The sequence below is a fragment of the Nocardioides baculatus genome (assembly GCF_016735675.1).
GTDB lineage: Bacteria > Actinomycetota > Actinomycetes > Propionibacteriales > Nocardioidaceae > Nocardioides > Nocardioides baculatus.
In genome coordinates, this window is record NZ_JAERSG010000003.1 from 445,428 (window position 1) to 463,610 (window position 18,183).

Sequence of the window (18,183 nt, forward strand, 5' to 3'; positions counted from 1 at the left end):
GACCACGGACTACCGGACGACGATCCGGAAGACCCGACGGACCGACCCGCTCTTCCCGGCAAGCACGGTGGCGAACTTGCCCGACGACCTCGCCCCGACCCGGCCCCGGATCACGATCCGGTCGTCCCGGACCTTCCACCTCAGCCCACGCGGCAGCCGCCAGTCGACGCGTGCCTCCGACACAGGGCCGCGGAACCGGATGGCGGCGCGGTAGGGCGTGCCGCGGTGCGCCCGCGGCAGCCGGGTCGTGAGGAACGCGATCGACGACGCGCTGTCGACGGTCGACGTGGTGGGGGTGGTGATTGTCGTCAACGGTGTGGCCGTGCTGCCACCGGTCGACAGGGACACTGTGTAGGCACCGAGCGAGCCGTAGTCGCTGTAGCGACCGGCCTCCGAGGGCGTCCCCATCCCGGTGCCGTCCACGACCGCGACGTAGCTCGCCGCGGTCGCGGGCAGGTCGACGAGCCAGGTGGCGCTCATCGAGGCGTCGTCGGCGACGTCGGCGACCGGGTCGACGGTGGCCACCGTGGCGCCGAGCGGCGTGAGGATCGTCAGCCGGACGTCGAGGTTGCAGAAGCCGGCGGGTCCGGCGACGGAGAGGGCCGTCCGCCCGAAGGCGCTGAACGAGAAGGCATCGGTGTCGGCGCGGGTCGTGATCGCCCCGGCCACCGGGGTGCCCGCCTCCACGTGGGTCGCGCCGAGCAGGGAGCCGGCGTGGTCGTCGGCGACGACGGGGGCCGTCCGGGCGATGACCGCCGTGTCGTCCTCGACGTTGTTCGCGCCGGCGTACTCCCCCATCGACCAGTGCGAGGCGCGTCGGCCGTAGGAGGCGCCCATGATGGGGGCCCAGCCCTTCGCGCCGGCGTAGTAGGACGCCTGGCTGGTCCCGTCGTGGCTCAGCCCGAAGGTGTGGCCGACCTCGTGGCTGATGATCTGACCCACGTCGTAGCCGCCCGTGCCCGATCCGTTGGTGAAGATCCAGGCCGGCTGGTAGTCGGTGGCGTTGACGCTGCCGAAGATTCCGACGTAGGAGAGACCGCCGCAGCCGCACCCGGAGCCGACCGAGTTGGTCGGGCTGATCACCACCGGCATGCCGTAGGTCAGGTCGGTGGCCGACGTCCGGGTGAGGGCCGAGGGATCCGGGCGGAGCGTGGTGACGTTGACGTCGAAGGGTGCGTAGTCCTCGGCCACCGTCTGCCACGCGAGGAAGATCTGCGCCCGTTCGACGGAGCTGAACGTCGAGCGGTCGGCGTCGATCGAGTAGGCCGGCGACACGATCTCGGCGCCGTTCTTCCAGCGAGTGCCGGAGTAGGTGGCGCCGTCGAAGTCGAGGTAGATGGTGCGGGTCGACCCCGGTCGCGACGACAGCGCGAACACGTCGGAGGGGACCGCGTCACCCGGCATCGCGTCGGCCGTCACCTGCTGGGACGACGCGATCGCGTGGTCGGCGACGAAGACGCGGCCGCACTCGTCCACCCAGCTCGTGGCGTCGGCGGCCAGGTGCTCGACCTGCTCGCCCGTCAGGTCGTTGAGCGCGCGTACGACGGCGGTGCTGAGGCCGGACTCGAGCGCCGTCGACAGCCGGGTCGGCTGCTGGAGGAGGACCTGGGAGCACACGAGGTCGAGGAGCCCGGTCGCCGGGGCGGCCTGGGCGGGACCCGACGTACCGAGGGCGGCGACGCCGACGATCGCCGCGACGAATGCGCGCGCGACAAGGACACGAGACGAACGAACACCCACGACGGTGCAACTCCCACGCTGGAATCAATGGTCCCGAGAGGACGAGACCTATTGATACGGAGCAGAGATGCACGGCACGGTGACAGTCGAGCCACCTCAGATTCAGTCGTTGGTCAAGGTTTCAACAAGGAGGGGGAGCACGTGGTGCTCGAGCATCGGCGCGAGGTCGTCGGGGTGGTCGTGCATCGGGGTCCAGCGCACTTCCGCGATCTCCGCCGACGCCACGGGCTCGGCGTCGGACTCGACCAGGAACACCGTCGAGTGGAGCGTGTGCCCGGGCTCGTTGGCGGCGTCGGAGTGGAACTCGCCGAGCAGCGTCGCCTCGGTGATGTGCAGCCCGACCTCCTCGCGGGTCTCCCGCAGCGCGGCGTCGCGGGCCGACTCCCCCGGCTCGAGCTTGCCGCCGACCAGCATGAACCGCTCGGTGCCCTTCTTGCGCACCGTCAGCACGTGGCCGTCGCGCACCAGTGCGATGGCCGCGACGACGATGTGCCGGTCGGGATCCATGCCCCGGAGCATGTCAGGCCCGCTCACAGCTCCCCGCGGTGCTCCTCGATCCAGGCGATCTCCTCGAGGTCGAGCTGTTCGGCGCCGTCGGCGACCCACGTCCGCTGGGGCTCGACGCCACGCGCCGCCAGGTCGGCGCGCAGGCGGATCACGGCACGGATCCGCGCGATGACCGCGTCCGCGACGTCGAAGTCCGGGAGGTCGCCGTACGCCTCGACGAAGGTGCGGGCCCGCGCGGCCCGGTCGGGCACGACCGGGAAGTGGTGCCACTCCAGCGCGTGCTCGTCGGACCTCAGCGGCGCGAACCAGTGCAGGGCGTACGCCACGTCCGTGACCCGCGGTGCCGGGTGGAGGTAGTCCCAGTCGATGAGGGCGACGGCCTCGTTGTCGCGCCAGATGAAGTTCCACGGACCGGGGTCGCCGTGGCAGGGCACGACGCCCTCGCCCGCGACGGGGACCGCGCCCCACACCGCGTCCTCCGGCGGCGTCCAGCCGACTCCCGCGTCATGGATCGTCCTGAGCAGGCGGGCAGCGGAGGCGAGGCCCTGGTCGGTGTGCTGGTGGTACCAGCCCTCACCGCCGTCCGCGCCCTCGATGAACCCGAGCCGCTCGACACCGTCCTCGACCCCCAACGGCTCGGGCACGCACCCGAGTCCCTGCGCGCGCAGGTGGCGCAGGTAGTCCTGCACGGTGGCCGTGTGCTCGCCGGCCGGGCGCGTGACCACGCCGTCCTCGATCGCGACGGGCCGGTGCAGCTCGTTGGCCTCCGCGGCCCGGTCGGCGGCGGCGAACCGGCTCTCGGGCTGCGTGTCGTCCATGTGGGCGACCCTAGGGACGGACGACCTCCACGGCCACCGAGTTGTTCACTGCCCCAGCGCGCGGCGTACGGCCTCGAGCGCCTCGTCGTCGTCGAGGCCGAGCGTCCGCACCGTGGCGACGTACGACGACGCGGCGGCGCGGACCGACGACGAGACTCCGGTGCCGGTGACGAACGTGCCGGCGCGGCCGCGCGTCTCGACCACGCCGAGAGCCTCGAGCTCCTTGTAGGCGCGGGCGACGGTGTTGGCGGCGAGGTCGAGGTCCGCGGCGAGCGAGCGGACGGGCGGCAGCCGGAACCCTGGCGCCAGGGTGCCGGAGGCGACCTGCGTCCGGATCCCCTCGCGGACCTGCTCGAAGGGCGGGACCCCGGACGAGGTGTCGACCGAGAGCTTCATGCCGCCGGGTCCATCCGCTCGAGCCACGTCCACTGGCAGCCCTCGCCGACCTCGCGGCGGACCTCGACCCACTCGTCGGCGGCGAAGTCGGGGTAGAAGGCGTCGCCGGGTGGTGAGAGGTCGACCTCGGTGAGCACCTGGTGGGTGGCGTGGGGCAGCGCGAGCGCGTAGATCTCGCCGCCGCCCGCGATCATCACGTCGCCCGGCAGCTCGGCGGCGAGGCCGAACGCCTCCTCCAGCGAGTGCGCCACCTGGACGCCCTCGAAGCCGGGGTCGAACGACTTGTCGCGGGTCACCACGATCGTCGCGCGGCCGGGCAGCGGTCGCCCGATCGAGTCCCACGTGCGGCGTCCCATCACGAGCGTGTGGCCGAGCGTCTCGCGCTTGAAGTGGGCGAAGTCGTGCGGCAGGTGCCACGGGATCGCGCCGCCGTCTCCGATCACCCGGTTGCGGGCGTGCGCGGCGACGAGGACCACCCGCTGGTCCGGGCGCAGGCTCATACGGCGATCGGTGCCTTGATGCCCGGGTGCGGGTCGTAACCCTCGACGGCGATGTCCTCGAGGTCGAAGCCGTCGATCTCGGTGATGTCGGGGTTGAGCACCAGCCGCGGCAGCGGGCGCGGCTCGCGCGAGAGCTGGAGGCGGGCCTGGTCGACGTGGTTGAGGTAGAGGTGGGCGTCGCCCATCGTGTGCACGAACTCCCCCACCTCGAGCCCGGTCACCTGCGCGACCATGTGCGTCAGCAGGGCGTAGGACGCGATGTTGAACGGCACGCCGAGGAACGTGTCGGCGGAGCGCTGGTAGAGCTGGCAGCTCAGCCGGCCGTCGGCGACGTAGAACTGGAAGAGCGTGTGGCACGGCGGCAGGGCCATGTCGTCGACATCGGCGACGTTCCACGCCGAGACGATGTGGCGCCGCGAGTCGGGCTTGGTGCGGATGCCCTCGACCAGCCGGCTGATCTGGTCGACGTGCCGGCCGTCGGGCGTGGGCCACGAGCGCCACTGGTAGCCGTAGACCGGCCCGAGGTCGCCGTTGTCGTCGGCCCACTCGTCCCAGATCGAGATGCCGCGGTCCTGGAGCCACTTCACGTTGGTGTCGCCGCGCAGGAACCAGAGCAGCTCACCGAAGACCGACCGCGTGTGCACCTTCTTGGTGGTCACGAGCGGGAAGCCCTCGGCGAGGTCGAAGCGCATCTGGTGGCCGAAGACGCTCAGCGTGCCGGTGCCGGTGCGGTCCGACTTCTCGACGCCCTCGTCGAGGATCCGCTGGAGCAGGTCGAGGTAGGCGCGCACAGGGCGACTCTAGCCGCGCGGGACCCGCGCCTCGACCGACACGCACTCGACGTCGAACGCGAAGAGGTCCCCGTCGCGCCACGGCTCGCCCAGGTCGTCGTACGCCGTCCGCAGGCGGGCGTGCACGTCCTCCGACTGCGCCCGCCAGGTGACGCCGAAGTTGCCGATCGAGGTGAGGCCGGCCCACAGGTCGTCGGGCGCGACGTGCCACCGCCACGACCGGGTGCCGGCCTGCGTGACCGCGAGTCCGGCCTCGGTCAGGATGCCGGCCAACCCGTCGGGCGAGCGGTCGAAGTCGCGGTCCTCGGGCAGTCGCGGCGACGGCGGACGAACGGCACCCACCTCGTCGAGCAGGCCACCCCACATCACCGCCTGCGGGGGTGGCGTACGGCCCCAGATCGTCGCGCGTACGACTCCCCCGGGCGCCGCGACACGGGCCAGCTCGCGCGCACCGGCACGCGGGTGGTCGACGTGGTTGAGCACGAAGCTGGCGGTCACCACCTCGAAGCCGTCGTCGGCGAACGGCAGGTCGGGCAGCCCGCCGACGAGCGAGCCCGCCAGCGCAGCCATCTCGGGATCGGGGTCGATGCCGATCGCGTCGAGGCCGGCCTCACGCGCCGCCGCCACCAGGGCACCGGTGCCGCAGCCGACGTCGAGCAACCGGGCTCGGGACGGCAGGTCGGCGAGGATCTCGGGGATCGCGCCCGCGCACAGTCCCGCGAAGCTGCGCGCGTAGGTGCGTGCCACGTCCGTCCAGAGGTCTTCAGCCACGGGGCGGGACCTTACGGGCAGGCTGGCGACCGCTGGTTGAGGTGCGAGCACAGCGAGCCTCGAAACCCGCTTGTGGACGCCGCCCCTCGACGCGGCAGATCCGGACGTCAGCTCGGTGGCGCTGTGCGGTTGCTGCGGTCCACCAGCCGCACCACAGCTACCGCACTGATTGCGGCAGATCCGGACGTGGTCACCCGGACGAGTCCTCGACCGTGATCGATGACGGCAATTCATCACGCAGCCGACGAAGCAGTCGAGCCTTCTCGGACGAGTCGCCCGTCCACCTCATGCACTCGTCGTACGTGTCACGAAACAGACCCACGGATTCCCAGAGCGGCCACTCATCGCCGATGCAGCCCTCGTGATCCCAGAACGGGCCGCCGTACGGCAGGTCGCGCAGCTCGACGTAGGTGATGCCGTCCACAGAGATGAGGCTACGCGGATCGGACACCCTCGTCTCGGCAGATCCGCGCACTCGTCGCGGCAGATCGTCGGGTCCGCAGCCCACGCATCTGCGGGCCTGCTCTGGGTCTCAGGTCAGGATCGCCACGAGGACGGCTCCGACAACGATCAGCCCGATGACAACCGCAACGGTGAGGTGCAGCGGGTTGTCCTGAGGTGAGCTGGCGGACCGCGTTATGTTGCCGCTGGCGAACGGGGAGGACGAGTGACGAGCGCATCACCTGACTGGTTGGCGCTCCTGCGCGTGCACACCGAGCGATTCGGTGACCTCGTCCGTGACGCCGAGCTCGACGCCCCGGTGCGCTCGTGTCCGGGCTGGTCCCTGAGGGACCTGGTGGTGCACCTGGGCGGTGTCCACCGGTGGGCCGCCCATGCCGTCGTCGCGGGCAGCCCGGACCTCCGCCCCGAACCACCCGACGACGACAGCCGGGCGGGGTTGACCGCGTGGTACCGCCGGCACGCCTCCCACCTGGTCGACGTGCTGACCTCGACGGCACCGGACGCGCCCGCGTGGACCCTCGACGACCGCGACCCGACCGCGACGTTCTGGAGGAGGCGTCAGGTCCACGAGACCGCGATGCATGTCTGGGACGCCGAGGACGCGCTCGACCAGGTCCGTCCGATGGACCCCTCCCTCGCCTGGGACGGAGTCCTCGAGGTTCGCGACGTGATGTACCCGCGCCAGGTGAGGCTCGGCCGCGTCCTGCCCCTGACACACACGATCCACCTCGCCGGCACGGACGTGTCCGGGGACGCCGCCCTCGGTGACGGCGAGCCGATCGTCGTCCGGGCCGAGGCAGAGGTCCTCCTGCGGCTGCTGTGGCACCGTGCCGATCCCGGGACCCACGTGTCCGATCCGCGGGCGCGCGCCGCGCTGTCAGGGGCCTTGACCCCGTAGCCGTTGACGGGCCGCGATCCCCCCGGCTGCGGCGGGATCACCGCAGGCGGATCGCCCCGCCCGCCTCGATCGTCACCGGATCGGCGCAGGTCCCGTCGGCGTCGCAGACCACGAGGGCGCGACGCCCCGACTCCGACTGCCGGATGGCGTCGGTCGCGCCGTCACGGCGCGAGGAGTCGATCAGGTAGGCCCACGAGCCGTCGGCCAGGGGCACGCTCTGGACGCTCACGTCGTAGCGACCCGGCGGCTCGAAGGCGCGCACCTGCGGCGGGTCGTCGAGTGCCTCAGGAGCCTCGTCGAGGGGGGACACCACACCGTCGCCGTCGACCTGGAGCAGCTCGCCGGTGCGCATCCGGAGCGCGGCACCGGACCCGACCGCGACGAACTCGTCGATGTCGGGGAGCTCGACCACCACGTCGGCCAGGTGCAGGTCGTTGCCGGAGTACCAGACGACCGGCAGTGCATTCGCCTCCTGCCGCACCGGCGGCGTCTCGGGCCTCGTGGCCCACCACGCCCATCCGGCGGCGAGCACGGCTGCGACGGCCAGCCACGCCACTCCGCGGCGGGCACCGCGCCGACGCCGCGCGCTGCGGACCTGCCCGGCCCGGGCCAGCCAGGGCTCCGGCGCGTCGTCGAGGTCGAAGGGGCGTACGCCGTGGGGTGCGGCCTCGCCCGGGCGCGGCGTGAGCCCGGCGCGCTCGCGCACCTCTGCCCACAGCGTGACGTCGACGTTCTCGTCGCGGACCCGGCGGGCCCACGAGCGGCGGCTGGCGAGCAGCGTCTCGGCCACCGCGAGCCGGGCGTCGTCGGGCGCCACACCCTCGTCCTCGAGGCCACCGACGAGGTCGGGCCAGCGCGCGTCGACGTAGGTCGCGAAGTCGGATCCGTCGGCGTTCACCACGTCCCTCCTTCGGAGCGGTGGCCGGCCGCGGATGGACTCAGCCTGGCTCAGGCGCTGAGCGACATCGGTCCGTAGACCAGTCGCTCGTGCTCGAACAACGTCACCGCGGCCACGCCGTGCTCGGCGAGGTCGGCCCAGATCTCGCCCACCCACGACTCGGCGTCGCCCTGGTTGCCGAAGCGCTGCTCGGCGTAGTCGGCGACCTCCACCTGCTCACCCGCGGCGTCCTCGAGGCGCCACCACCACGGCCGCTCCGAGGCGGACGGCTGACGGAAGGTGGGCGGCTGGCCGGGCATCATCACGACTCCCGCACCGAGGTGTCGACGAAGGGCGGCTTGACCAGCTGGAAGATCTCGCGACGACCGCGGATGTCGACGCCGACCTCGGCGTCCTCGGCCACCATCGTGGGGATCAGCGCCAGGCCGACGCCCTTCTTGAGCGTCGGCGAGAACGTGCCGGACGTGATGTCGGCGAGGGGTACGTCGTGGGTGAGCGTCACGCCCATCCCGGGGCGCGGGATGCCACGTCCCACCGCGACGAGGCCGCGCAGGCGGCGCTTCGGCCCTTCCTCCTTGACGCGGGTGACGGCGTCGCGCCCCCAGAAGGCGTCCTTCTTCCAGCCCACCGCCCACGACAGCCCGGCCTCGACCGGGTTGGTGGCGAGGCTGATGTCCTGGCCGTGGAGCGGGTAACCCATCTCGGTGCGGAGCGTGTCGCGGGCGCCGAGGCCCGCAGGGGTGATGCCCCACTCCTCACCGGCTGCCACCAGCTGGTCCCACAGGTCGCCGGCCGCGTCGTTGACGACGACCAGCTCGTAGCCCCGCTCGCCGGTGTAGCCGGTGCGGCACACCACGACCCCGACGCCGGTGTCGCCGAGCTCGGCCTCGACGAACGACATGTAGTCGTGGCCGGTGGGCAGCCCGACCTTCTGGAGCACCTCGTCGGAGCGGGTGCCCTGGACGGCCAGCACGGCGTAGTCGTCGTGGTGGTCGATGACCTTGACGCCCTCGGGCGCCTCGGCCTTCAGCCGGCGGACGACCTCGGCGGTGTTGGCCGCGTTGGGGATGAGCAGCACGTGCTCGTCGTCGTGCCAGTAGGCGATGAGGTCGTCGACGATGCCGCCGGACTCGTCGAGGCAGAGGGTGTACTGCGCCTTGCCCGGAGCGATCTTGCCGAGGTCGTTGGACAACGTCGCGTTGATGAACGCGGCCGCTCCGGGACCCGACACCATCACCTTGCCGAGGTGGCTCACGTCGAAGATGCCGACGGCCTCGCGCACTGCGGTGTGCTCCTTGACCACGCCGGTCGAGTACTCCAGTGGCATCGACCATCCGCCGAACTCGGCGAACTTCGCTCCGAGGGCCTCGTGACGGTCGTGGAGGGGCGACTGCTTGAGCGTTCCGGCCATGTCGCGCAACCTACCGCAGCGCTCCGACCCTTCCGGTCTCCCCTAACATGCCCCGGGTGACCTCGTACTCCCTCCGCAGTGCCAGCCCCGCCAAGACCCGCGCCGACGCCGTCGTCGTGGGGGTCGTCGCCGGCGACAAGGGCCCTCGGCTCTGCGACGCGGCGGAGGACGTGAGCAAGGCCTACGGCCGGCGGCTGCAGCCGTTCCTGTCGACCATGGGCGTCACCGGCAAGGCCGGAGAGGCGGTCAAGGCCCCGAGCCGCGACGAGGTCAACGCACCCCTGCTGGTCTTCGTGGGCCTCGGTCCCGACCCCGCCGACCAGGTCGCCGTACGCCGTGCCGCGGGCGTCGCCGCCCGCAGCGTGCCCAACGCCGCGTCGGTCGCCCTCGCGCTGCCGAGCGAGACCCCTGAGCTGGTGGCCGCCGTCGTCGAGGGCCACCGCCTCGGCAGCTACGCGTTCACGGCCTACAAGAGCACGAAGAGCGAGACCACCGAGCCCAGCGACGTCGTCGTGCTGACCGGCATCGCGCGGCGCAGCGAGGCCACCGACGCGCTCGCGCGGGCCGAGGTGCTGGCCGACGCCGTCGCGATGACGCGCGACTGGGTCAACACCCCGCCCAAGGACTGCACTCCCCCGCTGCTGGCCGAGCTCGTGACGGCTGCCCACAAGGAGGTCACCAAGGGCCGCGGCGCCCCGAAGGTGAAGCTCGAGGTCTTCGACCACGAGCAGCTCGCCGAGATGGGTTGCGGAGGGATCCTCAGCGTCGGCAACTCCAGCGAGTCGCCCTCGCGCCTGGTCCGCCTGACCTATGCACCCAAGGGCGCGAAGACCCACCTCGCGCTCGTCGGCAAAGGCGTCACCTTCGACTCCGGCGGCCTGACGATCAAGCCGTCGTCGAGCATGCTCAACATGAAGGGCGACATGGCCGGTGCCGCCACTGTCGTGGCCGCCACCCTCGCCATCGCCCGCCTCGGCGTGCCCGTCAAGGTCACGGCCTACGCCCCGATGGCGGAGAACCTGGTCTCGGCCACCTCCACGCGCCCCGGCGACGTGATCACGATGCACAACGGCACGACCGTCGAGATCGCCAACACCGACGCCGAGGGCCGGATGCTGCTCGGCGACGCCCTCTCGATGGCCGTCGACGACGAGCCCGACGTGGTCGTCGACATCGCGACCCTCACCGGGCACATGCAGCTCGCGCTCGGCGACAAGGTCGGTGCCGTGATGGGCACGGACGACGAGGTGGCGGCCGTCCTCGCGGCGGGCGCCGCGGCCGGTGAGCAGCAGTGGCGGATGCCGATCCCGGAGGAGATGAAGGAGCGGATCACCAGCTCCAAGGTCGCCGACCTGCTCCAGCACGACTGGGTGCGCTGGGGCGGCGGGCTCTACGCCTCGGCCTTCCTGCGCGAGTTCACCGGCGGGCTGCCCTGGGCGCACCTCGACATCGCCGGCAAGGAGATGAACCTCGGCGGCCCCTACGGCCACGTGCCGAGCGGCGCGACCGGGTTCGGGGTGACCACCCTGGTCGAGCTCGCCCGGTCGATGGCGTAGGTCAGATCCCTCCGGCCTTCTTGCGCCGGTTGTAGTCGCGCATCCGCTGCGGCACGCCCACGACGGCGGCGTCGTAGGACGGCACCTGGTGGCGGTTGGCGAAGTCGTGCGCCCACTTGACGCTCGGCACCCGTCGCCGCGTCCACTCCCCGTCGTGCGCGACCAGCAGCAGCGTCACGTCGCTGACGGCCGTCCGCGGCTCGACGAAGCCCTCGACGCCCTGCTTGGTCGTCACGAACCTCTCGAGGTGCCGGACGTCCTCGCCATCGGAGGCCCGGACGGTGGTGGATCCGGTGCGTGCGGCGTCGCGTGCAGGACGGCTGACGCGCCCCTTGCGCCGGAATCGGTCGAACATGCCCATGCCGGACATTCTGCCGGGACGCCCCTCACGCCGCCCAACGAACAAGTGCAAAGATGGGCGGAGCCACGCCTCCGGGGCGCGGCACATCGACTGAGCATGTGGAGGAAAGTCTGTGGCGGAGTTCGACGTCCTCGTCCTCGGGGCAGGGTCGGGCGGCTACGCCTGTGCCCTGCGGGCGGCCCAGCTGGGCCTGACGGTCGGGCTGGTCGAGAAGGGCAACCTCGGAGGCACCTGCCTCCACGTGGGCTGCATCCCGACCAAGGCGCTGCTCCACGCCGCGGAGGTCGCCGACTCGGCCCGTGAGGCCGCGCAGTTCGGCGTCAACGCGAGTCTCGACGGCATCGACATGCCGGGCGTCAACGCCTACAAGGACAAGGTCGTCGACCGGCTCTTCAAGGGCCTCACCGGCTTGATCAAGTCGCGCGGCATCACGGTCATCGAGGGCACCGGCACGCTGACCGGCCCCCGCACGGTCACCGTCGACGGCACCGAGCACACGGGCGCCCACGTGGTCCTCGCCTCCGGCTCCTACAGCCGTACGCTCCCCGGGCTCGAGGTCGACGGCACGCGCGTCATCACCTCCGAGCACGCCCTGCGACTCGACCGCGTCCCCGCCTCGGCGATCGTCCTCGGCGGCGGCGTCATCGGCTGCGAGTTCGCCAGCGTCTGGAAGTCCTTCGGCGCCGACGTCACCATCGTCGAGGCCCTGCCGCGACTCGTCGCGGCCGAGGACGAGGCATCCTCCAAGGCGCTTGAGCGGGCCTTCCGCAAGCGGAAGATCACCTTCCTCACCGGCACGCCCTTCCAGAGCGTGAAGACCACCGACACCGGTGTCGCCGTCACCGTCGAGGGCGGTGACGTGATCGAGGCCGAGGTGCTCCTCGTCGCCGTCGGTCGCGGCCCGTCCACCGACGGCCTGGGCTACGCCGAGCAGGGCATCGCGATGGAGCGCGGCTTCGTGCTCGCCGACGAGCGCTGCCGCACCAACGTCGAGGGCGTGTATGCCGTCGGCGACATCGTCCCCGGCCTCCAGCTGGCGCACCGCGGCTTCCAGCAGGGCATCTTCGTGGCCGAGGACATCGCCGGACTCGATCCCCGCCCGGTCGACGACGCCGGCATCCCGCGGGTGACGTACTCCCACCCCGAGATCGCCTCCGTCGGCCTCGACGAGGCCCGTGCCCGCGAGCTGCACGGCGACGACGTCACCACCGTCACCTACGACCTCGGCGGCAACGGCAAGAGCCAGATCCTCCAGACCCAGGGCTTCGTCAAGCTCGTCGGCCTCAAGGAAGGGCCCGTGCTCGGCGTCCACATGGTGGGAGACCGGGTCGGCGAGCTCATCGGCGAGGCGCAGCTGATCTACAACTGGGAGGCGCACGCGGAGGACGTCGCTCCTCTGGTGCACGCGCACCCCACCCAGAACGAGGCGCTCGGCGAGGCCCACCTGGCCCTCGCCGGCAAGCCGCTGCACGCGCACTCCTGACCACACGAATTTCTGAAACCACCATCCGCGAGCGAAGGAACCACATGGCCTCCGAAGTCACCCTCCCCGCACTCGGCGAGTCCGTCACCGAGGGCACCGTCACCCGCTGGCTCAAGCAGGTCGGTGACACGGTTGCCGTCGACGAGCCGTTGCTGGAGGTCTCCACCGACAAGGTCGACACCGAGATCCCGTCCCCCGTCGCCGGCACCCTGCTCGAGATCACGGCCAACGAGGACGACACCGTCGAGGTGGGTGCGGTCCTGGGCGTGATCGGCGAGGAGGGCGAGTCCGCCGGCGACGCCTCCGAGAGCGCCGAGCCCGAGGCCCAGCCGAAGGACGACGAGGAGTCGGAGAAGAAGGCCGAGCAGGAGGAGCAGGTCGCCGAGGAGACCGGCGACCTCCCGGCAGGCGACGAGACCCCCGAGTCCGAGAAGGACGACGCCCCCGCGCAGGAGGAGCCCGCTGCCGAGAAGGCCTCCGACGCCGGCTCCTCGGGCGGCTCCGGCACGTCAGTGACGCTCCCGGCGCTCGGTGAGTCCGTCACCGAGGGCACCGTCACCCGCTGGCTCAAGCAGGTCGGCGACGAGGTCGCGGTCGACGAGCCGTTGCTGGAGGTCTCCACCGACAAGGTCGACACCGAGATCCCCTCACCCGTCGCAGGCACGCTGCTCGAGATCAAGGCCGAGGAGGACGAGACCGTCGAGGTCGGTGCCGAGCTCGCCGTCATCGGGTCCGGCGACGCCGCTCCCGCGCAGGCCGAGCCCGAGGCACAGCCGAAGGACGAGGAGCAGGCGGAGAAGAAGGCCGAGCAGGAGGAGCAGATCGCCGAGGAGACCGGCGAGCTGCCCCCCGGCGACGAGACCCCCGAGGCCGAGAAGCAGGACGAGCCCGCCGCGGAGCCCGAGCCCGAGGCGGCGGAGGAGTCGAAGCCCCAGGCCGAGCCGGCCAGCCAGGCCACCCAGGCCACGGAGTCGGCCCCGGCCGCACCTGCCGGCGGCGAGAGCGGCGGCCGCGACCAGACGGCGTACGTCACTCCGCTGGTGCGCAAGATGGCCGACCAGCACGGTGTCGACCTCGGCTCGCTGACCGGCACCGGTGTCGGTGGCCGGATCCGCAAGCAGGACGTCCTCGACGCTGCCGCCGCGGCGAAGCAGCAGGCCGCACCGGCTGCCCCCGCTGCTGCGGCACCCGCCGCCGCGGGCGCCCCCCCGGCCGCCGCCGCACCGTCGTCGGCCTCGCCGTCGCCGCTGCGCGGGACGACCGAGCCGCTCTCGCGACTGCGCAAGGTGATCGCCACCCGCATGGTGGAGTCGCTGCAGGAGGCCGCGCAGCTGACGCAGGTGATGGAGGTCGACGTCACCGCGATCGCCCGTCTGCGTGAGGCGTCGAAGAACGACTTCCTCGCGCGTGAGGGCGTCAAGCTGACCTACCTGCCGTTCTTCGCCAAGGCGGCGATCGACTCGCTCAAGCTGCACCCCAAGCTCAACGCGGCGATCGACACCGACAAGGGCGAGGTGACCTACTTCGACCGCGAGAACATCGCGTTTGCGGTGGACACCGAGAAGGGCCTGCTGACGCCGGTCGTGAAGGAGGCGGGCGACCTCTCGATCGCCGGGCTGGCGAAGAAGATCGCCGACGTCGCCGAGCGGACCCGCACCAACAAGATCACCCCCGACGAGCTGTCGGGCGGCACCTTCACGATCACCAACCTCGGCAGCTTCGGGGCGCTCTTCGACACCCCGATCATCAACAAGCCGCAGGTCGCGATCCTCGGTCCGGGTGCCGTGGTCAAGCGGCCCGTCGTGATCGACGACCCCAACCTGGGCGAGACGATCGCGGTGCGCCACATGGTCCACCTGTCGCTGACCTACGACCACCGCCTGGTCGACGGCGCCGACGCCGGTCGGTTCCTCCAGGAGGTCAAGAAGCGCCTCGAGGCCGGCAGCTTCGAGGTCTGAGGCACGACACCCGCAGGACCCCGGTCGCCGCTGGCGGCCGGGGTCCTGTGGCGTTCGACGCACGCGGGAAAACCGGGGGCGTGATGTCGGTCCCACCACCTAGCCTGAGGTCACCGTGACGACCATCGAAGCCTTCCGCTCCGCTGACGCGACCACCCCCGTGTCGGAGCTCCCCGCAGACCGCCAGCCCGTCGACTGGCGGCGCGTGCGCCGTCCCCTGACCGTGGTCTGCCTGGTGATGGCGCTGGTCGGCGCCATCGCCTCGTCGCTCGGCAGCGTGGCGGCCGGCCGCCTGGCCGACTCCCCCACCTCCATGCTCGTCACCGTGCTCGCCCTGTGCGTGGTCGGTGGGGCGTTCGTCGACACGGCCGCCCGCACCATCTGGGGCGTGGTCGTCGACCGGGCCGAGGGGCGGCTGCGCGCCGACCTGATCGACGCGGCGATGGCACAGCCGCTCTCCGAGCTGTCCGAGCAGGCCGTCGGCGAGGTGCTCGACCGCATCGACGACGACACCTGGGAGGTCGGCCAGCTGATGCGCTGGGGCGTGTGGATGGCGATCCGCACCACCTTGTCGGCCGGACCACTCTGGATCGTCGCCGGCATCACCTGGTGGCCGGCGGCGTTCCTGTTCCCGCTGTGCGGCCTGCTGGTCTGGCTCGCCATCCGCCGGATCCTCCCGCAGATCGCCGAGCGCAAGGTGCTGGAGGAGGCGGCCTGGACCGACCACGCCGCCTCGACCGAGGAGGGCGTCGCCGCGCGCGACGACATCCGCACCTCGCTCGGGCAGGCCCACGTGCTGCGCCGCAACGCGCAGCTCGCCGCCGAGATCCACCGTCGCCTGCGCGCGGTGCTGGCCGTCGAGGTCAGCATCACCCGCCGCAGCGGTGCGCTGCTCCACGGCGTGCTCGCCGCCACCGGCCTCATCGGAGTGGCCCTGGTCGTCCACGGGGACCTGAGCACCGCCCGGCTGGTCACGTTGTTCCTGGTCACGACGATGTTCGTCGGCCAGGTCGACATGCTCGCCCGTCACCTGCCCGACCTCCAGGAGGGCATGGGCGCGGTGCTGCGCCTGCGGTCGATGATGTCCGTGCCCGCCGAGCCGGTGGGCGGGCTCCCGGTCCCCGACGGGCCGCTCGACGTCGAGCTGCGCGGCCTCGCGTTCTCCTACGGCACCGGCACGTTCGCCCTGCGCGACGTCGACCTCACCGTGCCCGCCGGCCACACGTGCGCGCTCGTCGGACGCACCGGCTCGGGCAAGTCCACGCTGGCGTCGCTGCTGTCCCGGGCGGTCGAGCCGCCCGCCGGATCGGTCTTCATCGGCGGCATCGACGTGCGCGACCTCGACCTCCAGCAGCTGCGCGCCGCCGTGGGCGTGGTCACCCAGCGCACCGAGATCCTGGCCGGCACGCTGGCCGACAACATCCGGCTGTTCGGCGACGCCCCGCGCGACCAGGTCGAGGCGGCCGTCGCCGAGCTCGGCCTCGTCGACTGGGTGGCCGGGCTGCCCGAGGGCCTCGACACCCTGCTCGGCCCCGGCGGCACCAGCCTCTCGGCCGGCGAGGAGCAGCTCGTCGCCTTCGCCCGGCTCCTGGTCCGCGACGTCAGCGTCGTCGTCCTGGACGAGGCCACCGCCCGGATGGACCCCGTCACCGAGGCGCGCGTCGTCCGCGCCGCCGACCGGCTGATCTCCGGTCGCACCGGCATCCTGGTCGCCCATCGGCTCTCCACCACCGAGCGGGCCGAGCAGGTCGCGGTGCTCGAGTCCGGCCGTGTCGTGCAGCAGGGGCCGCGCGGGCGGCTCGCCGCCGAGCCCGGCCCGTTCCGCGAGCTCCTCGAGGCCGCCGCCCACGAGCCCGTCGTCGAGGAGCACCACCACGACGAGGCCTCGATCGGGTCCGTACGCCGCAGCACGACGCCGCCCCCGCCTCCCCACGTCGAGCCCCCGCTGAGCCTGGCCCGGCAGGTCTGGAGGGTCATCTCGGTCAAGCCCGAGTGGGGCCTGCTCGGGGCGAGCCTGTTCCTCGCCGCCTCGATCACCGGGGCCTACGGCGCCATCACCGGGTTCGTCTGGGGTCACGTCGTCACGGCCCTCCAGCGTGGCGAGACGCCCGCCCTGATGCTCGTCGCGCTCGTCGCCTCGCTGATGATCGGGCCGCTGCTGCTCTCGCAGGCGTTCTGGACCTATCCGCACTGGTGGGTCGAGGTACGCATGCGGGTCCGCGCCGCCGTGCTGGCCGGCCAGACCTCCCAGCGCCGGCTGGTCCGGACGCCGCCGGGCGAGGTCGTCGCACGGGCCATGGACGCCGACCGCATCGCCCGCTACACCGACCGCTGGGTCGACTTCGTCAACGGACTGCTGGTGGCGACCCTCACCTCCCTGATCGCGGGCAGCTGGCTGGCGGGCGCCATCCTGCTCGCCGTGATGGCGGCCTCCGCCGTCGCGTCCTCCCTGGGCCGGCCGGTCGCCGGACGCTCCGCGGCGGCCGCCTCGACCGCCCGGGCGGGCTTCGGCCAGGCGCTGGTCTCGACCCTCGAGTCGATCCGCACCGTCAAGCTCGCCGCCGCCACGCCCCACCTGCACCGCCACCTGCGTGAGGTCGACGGCGGCCGGGTGGACGCGGCCGTGCGCGAGCACCGCGTGCAGTCGCTGCTCGACGGCGTGCCGGTCGTGATGGTCCAGTGCGGCGTGGTCGCCGCGTGGGCCGGACTGCTCACCGGCCACTGGGAGCTGGCCACCGCGCTGCTCGTCGCCAACGCGGTCAGCGGGTTCGACTGGTTCGGCCGCGTGGCCGGTGCCGTCGTCACCGAGGCCCCCGGCACCCGCGCGTGGATGAACGCCACCAGCGCGCTCGCCGGCGGTGGCGACCTGATGGTGCTGCCCGCCGGGATGGACCTGTCCACCGGGACCGCCGACGATCCGGTCCGCGCCGAGCGCGACCCGCTGCGCACGCTGACGCTGCGCGACGTGAGCGCGGTCCACGACGACGGCACCCTCGGGGTCCAGGACGTCGACCTCGAGGTCAACGCCGGCGAGCTGGTCCTCCTGCTGGGCCAGGTCGGGTCCGGCAAGTCCAGCCTGCTGGGCGCGCTCGCCGGCCTGATCAGCAGCACCGGTGAGATCCGCTGGAACGACCAGCCCGTCACCGACCCGGAGACCGAGATGCGCCCGAGCCGGGTCGCCCACGTCGCCCAGGTCCCGCGGGTGCTCTCCGGCACGTTCACCGACAACGTCGCGCTCGCCCATGCGGACCGCTCCGTCATGCCGGCGCTGGAGGCGGCGCGGATGGGTCGCGACGTGTCGGAGGCCGGTGGTCCCCACTCGCTCGTCGGGCACCGCGGCGTACGCCTCTCCGGCGGGCAGGTGCAGCGACTGGCACTCGCGAGGGCGCTGGCCGCCGAGGCCGACGTGCTGCTGGCCGACGACGTGTCGTCGGCCCTCGACGCCGCCACCGAGATCGAGCTCTGGCGGGCGCTGCGCGAGCGGGGCGCTGCGGTGATCGGCGCGACCAGCAAGGCGGCCGCGCTGGCCCAGGCCGACCGGGTCGTCGTGCTCGACTCGGGCCGGGTGGTCGACCAGGGGCCGTGGCGCGAGCTGTCGCCCCGCTGGGCCCACCTCGCCGGCTGAGGCTTGGC

The 18,183-nt window shown here is 72.4% G+C and carries 17 protein-coding genes; 5 read left to right on the forward strand and 12 right to left on the reverse strand.

Translation table 11 applies throughout. The annotated features are described in order from the left end of the window. Positions 1–9 precede the first annotated feature (9 nt). From JI751_RS21830 to JI751_RS11850, 8 genes are all read right to left on the reverse strand, one after another. Positions 10–1,740 (reverse strand): M12 family metallo-peptidase, encoded by a 1,731-nt coding sequence (locus tag JI751_RS21830; protein WP_201936410.1) that lies wholly within the window; start codon positions 1,738–1,740, stop codon positions 10–12. Positions 1,741–1,842: 102 nt separating this feature from the next. Next, positions 1,843–2,247 (reverse strand): NUDIX hydrolase, encoded by a 405-nt coding sequence (locus tag JI751_RS11820; RefSeq protein WP_201936411.1) that lies wholly within the window; start codon positions 2,245–2,247, stop codon positions 1,843–1,845. 23 nt (positions 2,248–2,270) lie between these two features. Continuing rightward, positions 2,271–3,065: a phosphotransferase gene (locus JI751_RS11825; protein ID WP_201936413.1), complete on the reverse strand. Its 795-nt coding sequence runs from the start codon at positions 3,063–3,065 to the stop codon at positions 2,271–2,273. A 45-nt stretch (positions 3,066–3,110) separates the two neighbouring features. Then, positions 3,111–3,461: a GntR family transcriptional regulator gene (locus JI751_RS11830; RefSeq protein ID WP_201936415.1), complete on the reverse strand. Its 351-nt coding sequence runs from the start codon at positions 3,459–3,461 to the stop codon at positions 3,111–3,113. Next, a complete protein-coding gene (locus JI751_RS11835; RefSeq protein ID WP_201936417.1) occupies positions 3,458–3,961 on the reverse strand; it encodes a dihydrofolate reductase in 504 nt (167 codons plus the stop codon). The genes JI751_RS11830 and JI751_RS11835 overlap by 4 nt, the downstream gene beginning before the upstream one ends. Continuing rightward, complete coding sequence (locus tag JI751_RS11840) at positions 3,958–4,752, reverse strand: thymidylate synthase (RefSeq protein WP_201936419.1); 795 nt, start codon at positions 4,750–4,752, stop codon at positions 3,958–3,960. Before JI751_RS11840 ends, JI751_RS11835 begins: the two co-directional genes overlap by 4 nt. A 9-nt stretch (positions 4,753–4,761) precedes the next feature. Then, positions 4,762–5,523, reverse strand: a complete 762-nt coding sequence (locus tag JI751_RS11845; RefSeq protein ID WP_201936421.1) for a class I SAM-dependent methyltransferase — start codon at positions 5,521–5,523, stop codon at positions 4,762–4,764. A gap of 190 nt (positions 5,524–5,713) precedes the next feature. Further along, positions 5,714–5,947, reverse strand: a complete 234-nt coding sequence (locus JI751_RS11850) for a hypothetical protein (protein ID WP_201936423.1) — start codon at positions 5,945–5,947, stop codon at positions 5,714–5,716. Between the two features lie 282 nt (positions 5,948–6,229). On the opposite strand from JI751_RS11850, the gene JI751_RS11855 reads away from it, so the two are divergent. Beyond that, on the forward strand, positions 6,230–6,883 hold the full coding sequence (locus JI751_RS11855; RefSeq protein WP_201936425.1) for a maleylpyruvate isomerase family mycothiol-dependent enzyme: 654 nt from the start codon (positions 6,230–6,232) through the stop codon (positions 6,881–6,883). A 37-nt stretch (positions 6,884–6,920) separates the two neighbouring features. Here JI751_RS11855 and JI751_RS11860 read toward each other — a convergent pair whose 3' ends face one another. Genes JI751_RS11860 through gcvT form a run of 3 tightly spaced genes read right to left on the reverse strand, consistent with a single transcriptional unit; the run spans position 6,921 to position 9,192 of the window. Further along, complete coding sequence (locus JI751_RS11860; RefSeq protein WP_201936427.1) at positions 6,921–7,781, reverse strand: hypothetical protein; 861 nt, start codon at positions 7,779–7,781, stop codon at positions 6,921–6,923. 50 nt (positions 7,782–7,831) lie between these two features. Then, positions 7,832–8,080 (reverse strand): hypothetical protein, encoded by a 249-nt coding sequence (locus JI751_RS11865; RefSeq protein WP_201936429.1) that lies wholly within the window; start codon positions 8,078–8,080, stop codon positions 7,832–7,834. Between the two features lie 2 nt (positions 8,081–8,082). Further along, positions 8,083–9,192, reverse strand: coding sequence for a glycine cleavage system aminomethyltransferase GcvT (gcvT, locus tag JI751_RS11870; protein ID WP_201936431.1), 1,110 nt, complete (start codon positions 9,190–9,192; stop codon positions 8,083–8,085). A 47-nt stretch (positions 9,193–9,239) separates the two neighbouring features. Between gcvT and JI751_RS11875 the strand changes: the two genes are divergently transcribed. Further along, positions 9,240–10,748, forward strand: coding sequence for a leucyl aminopeptidase (locus JI751_RS11875; RefSeq protein WP_201936434.1), 1,509 nt, complete (start codon positions 9,240–9,242; stop codon positions 10,746–10,748). 1 nt (position 10,749) lies between these two features. Here JI751_RS11875 and JI751_RS11880 read toward each other — a convergent pair whose 3' ends face one another. Beyond that, complete coding sequence (locus JI751_RS11880) at positions 10,750–11,109, reverse strand: hypothetical protein (protein ID WP_236666074.1); 360 nt, start codon at positions 11,107–11,109, stop codon at positions 10,750–10,752. A 112-nt stretch (positions 11,110–11,221) separates the two neighbouring features. Here JI751_RS11880 and lpdA point away from each other — a divergent pair, with 112 nt between their 5' ends. From lpdA to JI751_RS11895, 3 genes are all read left to right on the forward strand, one after another. Next, positions 11,222–12,592 carry a dihydrolipoyl dehydrogenase gene (gene lpdA, locus JI751_RS11885; RefSeq protein ID WP_201936437.1) on the forward strand — a complete coding sequence of 457 codons (1,371 nt, stop codon included), beginning with the start codon at positions 11,222–11,224 and terminating at the stop codon, positions 12,590–12,592. A gap of 44 nt (positions 12,593–12,636) precedes the next feature. Beyond that, a complete protein-coding gene (sucB, locus tag JI751_RS11890; protein WP_201936439.1) occupies positions 12,637–14,550 on the forward strand; it encodes a 2-oxoglutarate dehydrogenase, E2 component, dihydrolipoamide succinyltransferase in 1,914 nt (637 codons plus the stop codon). A gap of 115 nt (positions 14,551–14,665) precedes the next feature. Further along, complete coding sequence (locus JI751_RS11895) at positions 14,666–18,175, forward strand: ATP-binding cassette domain-containing protein (RefSeq protein WP_307814145.1); 3,510 nt, start codon at positions 14,666–14,668, stop codon at positions 18,173–18,175. The last annotated feature ends 8 nt before the right edge of the window (positions 18,176–18,183 follow it).